Here is an 11,966-nt window from a genome sequence, read left to right as displayed (position 1 = left end):
GTCGCGCAAAGGTAACTGATAAGCAAGACAATCAAAAGTTTAGCCCTTCGAATGCAACGCTTCCTCAACTTCTTTAAAAGTCCCCGGTCTATCTCGTATATATTTACATTGGGAATGTTATTATTTGCCATTGGAATCAGTTGGTCGCCGGCTTTGCTTTCAATTGCTGTGATGATTTTAAGTATTTTGATATTATTTCAGTACGATGAAAGCAAATCCAGAATTGGTTGGAATCGTAACTTCCTCCATAATTTAGATAAGTTATTTCAAGTTCCTTACTTAGTCTGTTACCTGCTCTTTTTTGGAACTTGCATCCTGTCCGGACTCTGGTCGGAATCTTTAAAAGATTGGTATTGGTTTTCCAGAATGCTCTTGCCTTTTTTATTATTACCGTTTGCATTTTATTTTCATGGGAATTTAAACAGGGCGCAGTGGTATTTAATTCTTTATGTATTTGTACTTTCCATATTTTCTTTCTCGATTTCTATTTGCATTGATTACTTTAGGCATTTTGAGGCCTATAATCTTGATTTATTAAAAGGCAAACCCATTATAAACAAGATCTCCCACATTCGATTTAGCATGTTGATTGCCATCAATGCCATCTTGTGTTTTCATCTGTATGTAAAATCTGAAGGGTATCGCTATCGATTTGAAAAATATCTTGCACTGGCTTTGTTTATATATTTTTTCATCTTCATTCATTTAATATCAGTCAAAACAGGAATTGCCGGCATGTATCTGGCGCTTTGCTATTATTTAGTTGCGGAATTTAAAAAACAAAAAATTTGGCATACTCTCATACCAGCTTTAGGAATGATCTTGTTGATCGTATTGGCATTTATTTTTATTCCGAGTTTGCAGAATAAATTTTATTACAGCATTTGGCAATTGGGAGAATGGTCTCGAGGAAAATGGATTTTATATTCTGATTTAGAACGACTGGTCTCCTGGCAAATGGGCTGGGAACTGATTAAACACGATCCGTTTTTTGGAAGCGGAATCGGAGATCTATACCAGGCAACTAAAAATACCTATTTAGAATGCTATGGATTTGAACAAGGAAAACTTCCCCACAATCAATTTATATTTAGTTGGGCGTTTACCGGAGTTTTTGGATTGATTTCTTTGCTCGGTATCATTTTCTACAGTGTGTTTCAAAAATCATGGCGTAAAAACGATTTGATCATGAGCATCCAGGTCGTTTTAATATTCTCCTTTTTGTTTGAATACACTTTGGGTACTCAAATGGGATGTGGCATGTTTGTATTTATAAGTCTTGCCTCCTGGGCCTGGATGCAATTTGAGGGGAATTCAAAAATAAAAACAAAGTAAAAATAAAATGAGGCCCGGGGACCTCATTTTAAATTAATTGCTTTAAAAATTACAATATGAAAAATTCCTTCAATTATTTCACAATATTCATTAGTCCTCTTTGAAGTTCTTCCTGATTCATAACCGGTTGAAATTCAACTCGAGCATTAAAATTTGTAAACATAAGTTCGCCAATAGGTGGAATTTCTGAAGAGTCTTTCATATCAAAGAAAACGTAGATAGTCCGTTGACCTCCATCCGCAGTAAAATAGGCTGCTTCTGGTTTGGTAAGTTCCATAAGTTTTCCGACAATGGCTGGTAAACGGCCTTCAGTAAGTGCTTTATTGGAAGCGTTCACTTCAAGAGAACATCGCAACATGGTACGCATGGTAATTTAATTTAAATGATTAAAAAATTATTTTTTAGATTTTATTTTTTGCTTTTGCAATTGCTCGTTAAATGCGGCTGAATCAAATTCTACTCTGCCGGATTCAATTTTATTGGATTCATTTAATTTATAGACAGCCAACCATCCTATTTTTATAGGGTTGTTCGTTGCAGGTTTTCCCATAAATTTACCAGTATGGGTTCCTGTTAATGTACCATGTACGACGAGCTGATTTCCAGAAACCAAAATTTCATCAACGACTCGATGTACATCTGGAATTCCGGTTTTAAATGCGAGAATTCGTTGTTTGGTTTCTTCAAGATTGTTTTCTTGATTGCCAAAGTAACTTTTTCCTTGTCGATCCCAGAAACTTTCAAATTTTGCTACATCTCCCGCATCAGCAGCTTTCATTAATTCCAGAATGATTTTTTCTTTTGCAGTATTTGGATTGATGCCTGCCATAATCTGGGCATCAAATGATTTGCCGTCAAATTGAACAAAACGGTTTTTAATTTTACCCATAGCATCTAGTTCATCCAAAACCAAAAATGGGAGATTTACTTTATTTCCAGTTGGAGGGTTTCCCATCATACTGCCGGTATTGGTCCCTTTAAAAATTCCTTTGGTGGTTACATATTTGCCATCCGTTATCAGTTCAGTAATTTCATGTTTCATATCAGGGAATGCAGTTTTTTGTGTTACCAAGATGCCTTGAAAAGCTTGTATAGGAGAAGGTTCCGTTACAAAAGGATTCATGATTTTAAAGTCAGCGCTACAGTAATTTGAGAATTGATTTGAGTTTCCTGCATCCATCATTGCAAACAATTCCCGCACTGTTTTTTCTGCGTTCATTTTAGGATTGGCATTTCCTGACATCAACTGTTCTTCAAGCAATTTTTGATCAAATTGAGTAGTAAGAGATTTAATATACCCCTTGCCATTCAATTCAAAAAGGACGGTGATCGGTACACGCACTTTGTTGTTGGTTGCAGCTTGTCCAAACATGGCACCTTTGTTTGTTCCAGTAAATTCACCGCGTACCGCTACCCAGTTATCATCAGCAAACCAATACGTGTTTGCGTGTTTCATATCAGGATAAGCTGCTTTTAACGTTTGACCAACAGCTTTCCAAGCAGTTTTTACAAAAGGTTTGGGCGAAAAGGGTGCAATAGCCTGGAAGTCATCTGTAAGTAAGTTTCCAACGGCATCCAAATTTCCCGCATCAAGTAAGGCAAAATAGTCACTCACAATTTTACCAGCTTTCTTTTCCTGAGCATGCATGCTCTTAGCACTTAGAATAAGTACTAACAACACGTAGACAAATTTTATTTTCATGATTATATTTTTTAGTTTTTAGTTTTTAATTTTTAATTCTTCATTCTTCATTGTAATTCCATTGCCATCCCATCCATTCCTTTGAAATAGCTTAATTTACCATTGGTCGCCTTGAATTGGTGTGCATAGCTGTCGCTGTAATTTTTCTTATTAGAAGCATTGGTATAGTTTACATCTACTTTTATAAAAACATCATCACCATCTGCTAAGAACCGGCTGGGTTGAAATTTACTATACTTTATTTTGCTATTTAATTCTGTAAAAAATTTACTTACTTCTTCTTTGCCTTTAAATGTTCTGATTTTAGAATCAAATGTGCGATCGTGAATTTCAAAAGTTATATCTTCATTGCAAAGTGCTAATAAACCTGGAATATCTCCCTTACCAAATGCTTCATAAGCTGCAGTTACCAGCATGGTATTTGGATTGTTTAAAAAGCCATATCCAATTTGACTCAGGGATGCATTCGGATTTGCACTCCAATGTGAATTGCATTTTCCTTCTGCATTTAATGTGATGATATCCATGTCCTGAACGTCAATTTTTTTATTGGTAGCTGGAAAATTCATAAAATTTCCTGTATTTGTACCCGTTAAATGAATTTGTAAAAAATAGCGATTGGGTCCAGCCGGAACTATCGATTGAATTTCAAACTTGGTATCTGGAAATGCATCTAGAAATACTTTGTATTGGGCGATGCTTGCTTCAATTCCTTTTATAGGCTCTGGGCCCAAAGCTAGTTCAGTGTAGTCTGCGCTACACAATGCAGCAAATGCAGTAAAATCTTTTTGCATGATAGCAGCATATGCTTTTCGGATATTGGCTTCATCTCTGGAAAGATTGGATGAGCCTGTGCAAGCATTAAACAGGAGCATTCCGGAAAAGAGGTAGGTTAAACAAGTACTGGTTTTCATCTTTTTGTTTTAAATTTATTAGAAATATTAAGTTTTAAATAGTTCATTTTAAATGTTGGTTTAAATTGAAGGTATTTACGCAATGAAATGGAAATTGGATTTTAGAATAGAAAAAAATCTTATGGTATGCCAATCATTATCTTTGTTGCATTTAAAAAAATGTCAAATAATCACATATTTATGGTATGTTCAATTTTGGGAAAGGCTGTATTTTTAACAAAAAAAATGATGAGTCCTAAGCTTATTTACATTGTTCTTCTTTTATTGGCATGTAAGAGTAATCAAAAGGAAGCCTTGCCAGTTAATGATTTGAATAGACCGGTCTTGTGTGCTGCCAAAACAACGGATGCAGCATGGTATCTTGAAAATAATACGGCCCCATTATTTGAAGGACTTGGTTCTTTGCATTATCCAATTCAAACGAACATTCCGGAAGCACAGAAGTATTTTGATCAGGGACTTATCTTATCGTATGCATTTAACCATGCTGAGGCAGCCCGGTCATTTTACTATGCAAGTAAAATTGACAGTACTTGTGCCATGTGCTACTGGGGATTTGCCTATGTCTTGGGTCCAAATTACAATGGAGGCATGGAACCCGATAATTACCAGCGTGCTTATTTAGCAGTTCAACAGGCTTTGAGCCTGGTTATCAATGGCACTCAAAGAGAGAAGGATCTTATATGGGCTTTATCAAGTCGGTATACAAAAGAAGTTCCTGAAGTGCGAACTACTTTAGATAGTATGTATTCAGCCCGGATGAAAACAGTTTATACCAACTATCCAGATGACCCTGAAATTGCAGCTTTGTATGCGGAGTCTATCATGGATTTACATCCTTGGGATTTATGGGATAAACAAGGAAACCCAAAAGAGTGGACTCCTGAAATTATTGAAATTCTTGAAAGACTTTTAAAAAAATACCCAAAACATCCGGGCCTTAATCATTTTTATATCCATGCCGTGGAAGCTTCATATAATCCACAACGTGGTTTAAAAAGTGCACAGTTATTTGATGATGGTTTAGTTCCCAATGCAGGACATCTGGTACATATGCCGTCTCATATTTATATTAGAACAGGAGATTATCATTTGGGATCTATTGCAAATATCAGGGCAGTTGAGATTGATAGCCAATATGTGAGTGCATGTCATGCACAGGGAGTTTATCCATTGGGATACTATCCCCACAATTATCATTTTTTAGCAGCAACAGCAACCATGGAGGGAAATAAGGAATGGGCAACAAAAGCTGCACAAAAAGTAAGTGATCATGCAGATCGCGAATTAATGAAGGATCCGGTTTGGGGCACCTTACAACATTATTATGTAATCCCTTATTTTGTAAAAATCAAATTTGGGCAATGGAACGAAATTCTGCAAATGGAAAATGAAAACAAAGATTTAAAATATCCAGAGGCCATTCGGCATTATGCTAGAGGATTTGCATATTTGGCAAAGAAAGACTTATTAAATGCTAAAATAGAATTGGAAAGCTTAACAAAATTTGCAAATGATAGCAGCTTGAAAGAAATTACAATTTGGTATATAAATTCTGTTCAAACGATTGTGCAAATAGCAGAAAAAGTATTGCGCGCTGAATTCTTTTCAACTGAAAATAAATTTGATGAAAGCATTGCGCTGTTGAAAGAAGCAGTAGTACTTGAAGATGCTTTAAATTATAATGAACCACCCGATTGGTTTTTTTCAATTCGACATCATCTGGGCGCAGTGCTAATTGAATCCGGAACGATTGATGAGGCAATTGAAGTGTATAATAAAGATTTAAGCTGGTGGCCTAAAAATGGCTGGGCATTGCATGGGTTGAAAAATGCATATAAACTTAAAAAAGATTTAAAATCCTTGCATCAAGTTGAGGAACAATTAAAAATTGTTTGGGCAAATTCTGATACTCAATTAACGGGTTCCAGAATAAAATAAGGGAACACAATATTGAGCTCTAAGTAAATCATTTTTTATAAATCTCGATAACTGGAGTACATATCTGATTTTATAATTGATAAAATCATCGAATCAGCGGATTTTAATTTTTCGTTCAATTCTTATTTGTAAACTTGCAGGATGTCAGAAAAGAAACTGGAATTATTAAAAGAATTGCAATTTCAAACCTATGTTCGCATTTTACCATCTACAATACATGGCATCGGTGTCTTTGCAATCAAACCCATTCCAAAGGGTTGCAGGGATTTCTTTTCAAAAGAGGAAGGGGAATGGACTGAATTGAGCTTTGAAGAAGTTGCAGACTTGCCAGAGTCGTCCCGATACTTAATTGAAACCTATTGTCTCTTTAATGAAAGTCATTATTATGTGCCAACCAAAGGATTTAAAGCTATGGACTTAAGTCTATTTTTAAATCACAGCACAGAACCCAATATTAAATCGGTTGATGACGGACTTGAATTTGAAGCGCTTCGAGCCATTGAAGTTGGGGAAGAACTATTGATTGACTATGGCACCATTGTATCTTCTGATGAATAATTGGAAGGAGCTGTTGGATTGAAAATGGGTTCCACTTAATGTGCATAAATAAATTACGGGCTTCTACAAATTAAACTATTTTTGCATATGAATATACCTATGCATGAATCAAAACAAGCCACAAGCTCCCTCAGCTGACTACAGTACGATTAAAGACCTTGTTTTGAATGTTCGCCGCTATTTGGATGAATTGCGAAATCATCGAAAGCTGTGTTATGCATTTTTAGCGGTAGGATTGCTTTATGGTTTTTGGTTTTATTGGTCTAATCCAAAAATTTATGAAGCAGAGCTTAGTTTTATGTTGAATGAAGATCAAAACCAAGCCGGAGGTCTCAGTGCCGTTTTAAGTGAATTTGGCGGATTGTTAGGTTCGCATGGGGATGAGGTAAATCTTCAAAAAATATTGGAGCTCGGTAAATCTAGAAATATAGCAGAAAAAGTCTTTTTTGATTCCTGTACCGTATATGGGAAATCCGATTTTATTGCAAATCACCTGATTAAAGAATTAGAAACACATGGAAAATGGGGGGCCAAGGCATATTATTTCATTGAGAACCCATTAAAAGGATTTCAGTTTAAGCATCATCAAGTCGAGGCATTTACCAGACTTGAAAACGCTGCCTTAAAACAATTGCATGCTTTGTTTCTATCAATGCTCACTACAGCGGTCAGTGAGAAAACAAGTATCATGAAACTCAATGTCCAATGTACCGAGGAGGTGCTTGCTTATGAATTGGCAAATCGACTGTTTGACAAAATGAGCCAATTTTACATCAATAAAACCATTGAAAAACAGAAGCAGACCTATGATGATTTGGCCTCTAAGACAGATTCTCTCCGTAAACTCCTCCACAATAAACAATATGGATTGGCAGATTTGAAGGATAGTTACCGTGCAGCCTGGTTACTTAAAGAAGAAGTCCCCAAGACAATTCTGGATCAGGATATTAAAATGTTACAGCTTATTTACGGAGAGGCTTTAAAAAACAAGGAAATTGCATCCTATGCATTAGATCACAAAACCCCATTTATCCAAGCCATAGACCTGCCCATTATGCCATTGAAAGTCAGTCGTTTAATTTTATTTAAATCCTTGATATTAGGGGTATTATATGGAATGTTATTGGCTTCAGCCCTCATTTTTGTTCGAAAATTCTACAAAGAGAGTATTCAAAATTAATCAAGAATGAGTAATTTTGTTGCTCAAATATGATAGAGGTTTTAATTTCTTCGAAAACCAGAATTAAGCTATTATTGAAGTTTTTTCTCAATAGCAGAAATACCACGTATTTACGAAGTCTGGAATCTGAATTTGGAGAATCCAGCAATGGCATCCGACTGGAATTAAATCGGCTTGAAAAAGCAGGCTTGTTATCCAGTGAAACCAAAGGAAATCGAAAGTACTTTAAAGCAAATACGGGTCATCCTTTATTTGATGAAATTCACAATATCTTATTGAAACATTTAGGTATTGATCAGATTACTGAAAAAGTTATTGAGCGGCTTGGGGCAGTTGAAGAAGTATACCTTACCGGTGATTTTAGTAAAGGCAAAGACAGTGAGATCATCGATTTAATCATTATAGGCCGTCCAGATAAAGAATATTTAGTTCAATTAGTAGACAAAGTTGAACAATTGATTCATCGCAAAATTCGTTTTTTGCTTTTTGAAAATAGAAGTGATAAAGCCATGCTCAAAATTTTAAAAGATGAAGAGCCTTTATTGTTGTGGTCAGCAAAAGTTTAGATATGTATCAGGAATTATTAAATAAAGAAAAAAAATTAGCAGTTATAGGACTTGGATATGTAGGGTTACCTCTGGCATTGAGCTTTGCAAAGAAATTTAAGGTAATTGGATTTGATATCAATGAGGAGCGGATCGAAATGATGAAGAAACACATGGATCCTTCCAGGGAGTTAAGTACCGATGCATTTAAAGATGCAGATATTGAATTTACGCATTCATTGGATATTCTCCGTCAAGCTCATTTTTATATTGTTGCCGTACCCACCCCAGTTGATGAACACAAAGTACCGGATCTAAAACCGATACTTGGAGCATCTAAAACGATTGGTAAGGTTTTAAAAGAAGGGGATTATGTTATCTATGAATCTACCGTATATCCTGGATGTACAGAAGAAGATTGTTTACCTTTTTTAGAAGAAGGTTCCAATTTGGTGTGCGGAACAAATTTTAAAATAGGATATTCTCCGGAGCGCATTAATCCGGGTGATAAAACCCGAACACTGGAATCCATTTTAAAAATTGTATCAGGGAATGATGCTGAAGCATTGGATGAAATTGCTAAAGTCTACGGTGCGATTATTCATGCAGGAATTTATAAAGCATCAAGCATTAAAGTTGCAGAAGCTGCAAAAGTTATTGAAAACAGTCAGCGCGACTTAAACATTTCATTTATGAATGAGCTGGCTATGATTTTTGACCGGATGGGGATTGATACACACGAAGTACTTGAAGCAGCTGGAACCAAATGGAATTTTCTGAAATTTTCTCCTGGATTGGTTGGGGGTCATTGTATTGGAGTGGATCCATATTATCTTTTACATAAATCAAAACAACTGGGTTATGATCCGGAAGTTATTTTAAGTGGACGTAGAATCAATGACCGGATGCCGGCATTTATTGCAAAAAAATTGGTTCAACTTTTAATAGGAAAGGGTAAAAATCCAAGCAATTGCAAAGTACTGATCAGTGGCATTACATTTAAAGAAAATGTATCAGACATTCGGAATTCAAAAGTAGCCGATTTGTATGATGAATTGCGCGGATACTCTGTACAGGTAGATGTAAATGATCCCTATGCTGATCCAAACGAAGTGAAACATGAGTATGGCATAGAAATTAAGAAAACGCCTGATACAGATTATGATGCGGTTGTAGTAGCAGTTGCTCATCAGGATTACAAAAATCTTGATATGAGTTTTTTTAAAAATCTGATGAAACCGGATCCAGTTTTAGTTGACTTGAAAGGGCTCTACCCAAACCCTGGAAATGGGATGACCTATTGGAGATTATAATAAACCATTAAAATGAATATCAGCATAATTGGTACAGGCTATGTAGGATTGGTTACAGGTACTTGTTTTTCGGAAACAGGAAATCAAGTGATTTGTGTAGATATAAATGCCAAAAAAGTTGAAGACTTAAAAAATGGAAAAATTCCAATTTTTGAACCCGGTCTGGAAACTTTATTTGAGCGAAATGCGGAAGAGGGTCGATTGAAATTTACCACAAGTCTCCAGGAAGCTGTACAACATGCAGAGATCCTTTTTTTGGCGCTCCCCACTCCTCAGGGAGAAGATGGAGCTGCAGATTTAAGTTATGTGTTGCAAGCGAGTTCGGACATCGCAAAACTTATCACAAAATATACAGTACTTGTTAATAAAAGTACCGTTCCGGTTGGGACAGCAGAACAAGTGATCGAATTATTGTCAACTCAATTGGATCGAAAGCTCTTTGATGTCGTTTCAAACCCTGAATTTTTAAGGGAGGGAGTCGCTGTAGAAGATTTTATGAAACCGGATCGAGTTGTAATTGGTAGCAGTTCAGCCAAAGCCAGAGATAAGATGACGGAATTGTATGAACCGTTTGTCCGACAAGGAAATCCTATTTATCACATGGATTTACGAAGTGCAGAATTGACCAAATATGCTGCCAATGCCTATTTAGCAACGCGTATCAGTTTTATGAATGAAATTGCCAATCTATGCGAACAAACCGGTGCTAATGTCGATATGGTGCGCATGGGCATGGGCAGTGACAATCGAATTGGGAAACGATTTTTATTTCCGGGAGTTGGATATGGTGGATCTTGTTTTCCAAAAGATGTGACGGCATTGCATCAAACAGCTGAACAACATCAATATGCATTCAGGATTTTAAAAGCTGTCATGGATGTAAATAAATCACAAAAGAAAATTCTTAGCAATAAAATAATAAATCATTTTGAAAATCATTTGAAAGGCAGAAAAATTGCCTTCTGGGGATTGGCATTTAAACCCAATACCGATGACATTCGGGAAGCCCCTGCATTAGAAATTATAAGTGATTTGTTAGCAGCCGGTGCTAGTATCAGCGTATACGATCCGGAAGCGACCCATCATGTAAAACAAGTGTTTGGAGAGCAAATACATTATGCAAAAGATATGTATGAAGCCATTCAGGATGCGGATGCATTGGCTTTGGTTACTGAATGGAATGTTTTTAGATCACCGGATTTTGATAAAATGAAAAATGGGATGAAATTGCCTGTCATTTTTGATGGCCGAAATGTTTTTGAACACAGTAAAATGGCGGAGTTGGGTTTTAATTATTATAGTATTGGAAGACATTAATATTTAATCAATAAAATATTCGATTGTATGAAATTGCACATGGTAGATTTAGGAACGCAGTATGCTAAGATCAAACCGGAAATAGATGCTTCCATTCAGGAAGTTTTAAATTCAAGTATATTTATTGGTGGACCGGTAGTAAATGCTTTTAGAACGAATTTAGAAAATTATTTAGGAGTAAAACATGTGATTCCTTGTGCAAATGGAACGGATGCTTTGCAAATTGCATTGATGGCACTCGGTCTGCAGCCTGGAGATGAAGTGATACTCCCGGCATTTACTTATGTGGCAACTGCAGAAGTTATTGCATTGTTGCGATTGGTTCCAGTCATGGTGGATGTGAATTTAAATGATTTTAACATCAACCTGGATGAAATCAAAAAAAATATAGGACCTAAAACCAAAGCCATTGTGCCAGTTCATTTGTTTGGTCAGTCCTCACAAATGGAAGAAATTATGGCCATCGCTAAGGAGCATAACTTGTATGTTGTTGAGGACAATGCACAAGCTATAGGTTCTGATTATTTTAGCCAAAACGGAACGACACAGAAAACAGGAACCATTGGACATATTGGTTGCACTTCTTTTTTTCCATCAAAAAATCTTGGATGTTATGGTGATGGGGGTGCGATGTTTACCAATGATGACGCATTGGCAGAACAAATTCGGATGATAGCCAATCATGGCCAGGGTTCTGTTCGGTATTATCATGATGTCGTAGGTGTGAATTCAAGATTAGATGCCATTCAGGCAGCCATCCTCAATGTAAAATTAAAATATTTGAATTCCTATGCAAATGCCCGAATTGCTGTTGCAGATTATTATGATGCTGCATTTAAAGAACTTCCGATGGTACTAACACCATATCGAGCAAAGCATTCAAGTCACGTATTTCATCAGTATACGTTGCGAATCACCAATGGAAAGCGGGATGCATTAAAAGCGTATTTGGATTCAATTCAAATTCCCAATGCAATTTATTATCCCGTACCACTGTATGAACAAAAGGCATATAAAGCCTTTAAAGGAAATGTAAACCAATTAGAAGTCACAGAAGTATTATGCAAAGAAGTCCTCTCGTTACCCATGCATACTGAATTGAATAACGAAATGCTTGATTATATAATTAATCACGTCAAAACATTTTTAACTTCTTAAATT

The 11,966-nt window shown here is 36.1% G+C and carries 11 protein-coding genes; 8 read left to right on the top strand and 3 right to left on the bottom strand.

Annotated elements, in window-relative coordinates; genetic code table 11:
* Positions 1-114: 114 nt before the first annotated feature.
* On the top strand, positions 115-1,335 hold the full coding sequence (locus IPK91_08855; GenBank protein ID MBK8297367.1) for an O-antigen ligase family protein: 1,221 nt from the start codon (positions 115-117) through the stop codon (positions 1,333-1,335).
* Positions 1,336-1,408: 73 nt separating this feature from the next.
* Here IPK91_08855 and IPK91_08850 read toward each other — a convergent pair whose 3' ends face one another.
* Genes IPK91_08850 through IPK91_08840 form a run of 3 tightly spaced genes read right to left on the bottom strand, consistent with a single transcriptional unit; the run spans position 1,409 to position 3,951 of the window.
* Positions 1,409-1,702, bottom strand: coding sequence for a hypothetical protein (locus tag IPK91_08850; GenBank protein ID MBK8297366.1), 294 nt, complete (start codon positions 1,700-1,702; stop codon positions 1,409-1,411).
* 27 nt (positions 1,703-1,729) lie between these two features.
* A complete protein-coding gene (locus IPK91_08845; protein MBK8297365.1) occupies positions 1,730-3,037 on the bottom strand; it encodes an ester cyclase in 1,308 nt (435 codons plus the stop codon).
* 47 nt (positions 3,038-3,084) lie between these two features.
* Complete coding sequence (locus IPK91_08840) at positions 3,085-3,951, bottom strand: nuclear transport factor 2 family protein (GenBank protein MBK8297364.1); 867 nt, start codon at positions 3,949-3,951, stop codon at positions 3,085-3,087.
* Positions 3,952-4,176: 225 nt separating this feature from the next.
* Here IPK91_08840 and IPK91_08835 point away from each other — a divergent pair, with 225 nt between their 5' ends.
* The 7 genes from IPK91_08835 (at position 4,177) to IPK91_08805 (ending at position 11,963) form a co-directional block, all read left to right on the top strand.
* Complete coding sequence (locus IPK91_08835; GenBank protein ID MBK8297363.1) at positions 4,177-5,892, top strand: hypothetical protein; 1,716 nt, start codon at positions 4,177-4,179, stop codon at positions 5,890-5,892.
* Positions 5,893-6,033: 141 nt separating this feature from the next.
* Positions 6,034-6,450, top strand: coding sequence for an SET domain-containing protein-lysine N-methyltransferase (locus IPK91_08830; protein MBK8297362.1), 417 nt, complete (start codon positions 6,034-6,036; stop codon positions 6,448-6,450).
* Positions 6,451-6,553: 103 nt separating this feature from the next.
* The gene (locus tag IPK91_08825) at positions 6,554-7,630 is read left to right on the top strand and encodes a hypothetical protein (protein MBK8297361.1); all 1,077 of its coding nucleotides are present in this window, start codon (positions 6,554-6,556) and stop codon (positions 7,628-7,630) included.
* A gap of 29 nt (positions 7,631-7,659) precedes the next feature.
* Entirely contained in the window at positions 7,660-8,196 is a 537-nt protein-coding gene (locus IPK91_08820; GenBank protein ID MBK8297360.1) for an ArsR family transcriptional regulator, read from the top strand.
* Between the two features lie 2 nt (positions 8,197-8,198).
* Entirely contained in the window at positions 8,199-9,488 is a 1,290-nt protein-coding gene (locus IPK91_08815) for a nucleotide sugar dehydrogenase (GenBank protein ID MBK8297359.1), read from the top strand.
* 12 nt (positions 9,489-9,500) lie between these two features.
* A complete protein-coding gene (locus tag IPK91_08810; GenBank protein ID MBK8297358.1) occupies positions 9,501-10,805 on the top strand; it encodes a UDP-glucose/GDP-mannose dehydrogenase family protein in 1,305 nt (434 codons plus the stop codon).
* Positions 10,806-10,844: 39 nt separating this feature from the next.
* Positions 10,845-11,963, top strand: a complete 1,119-nt coding sequence (locus IPK91_08805) for a DegT/DnrJ/EryC1/StrS family aminotransferase (protein ID MBK8297357.1) — start codon at positions 10,845-10,847, stop codon at positions 11,961-11,963.
* The last annotated feature ends 3 nt before the right edge of the window (positions 11,964-11,966 follow it).

Source organism: Saprospiraceae bacterium (assembly GCA_016712145.1).
In the GTDB taxonomy this organism is placed as follows: Bacteria; Bacteroidota; Bacteroidia; order Chitinophagales; family Saprospiraceae; genus Vicinibacter.
The sequence above is the reverse complement of the archived record's forward strand: the minus strand, read 5'-3'. Positions and strand labels throughout refer to the sequence as shown.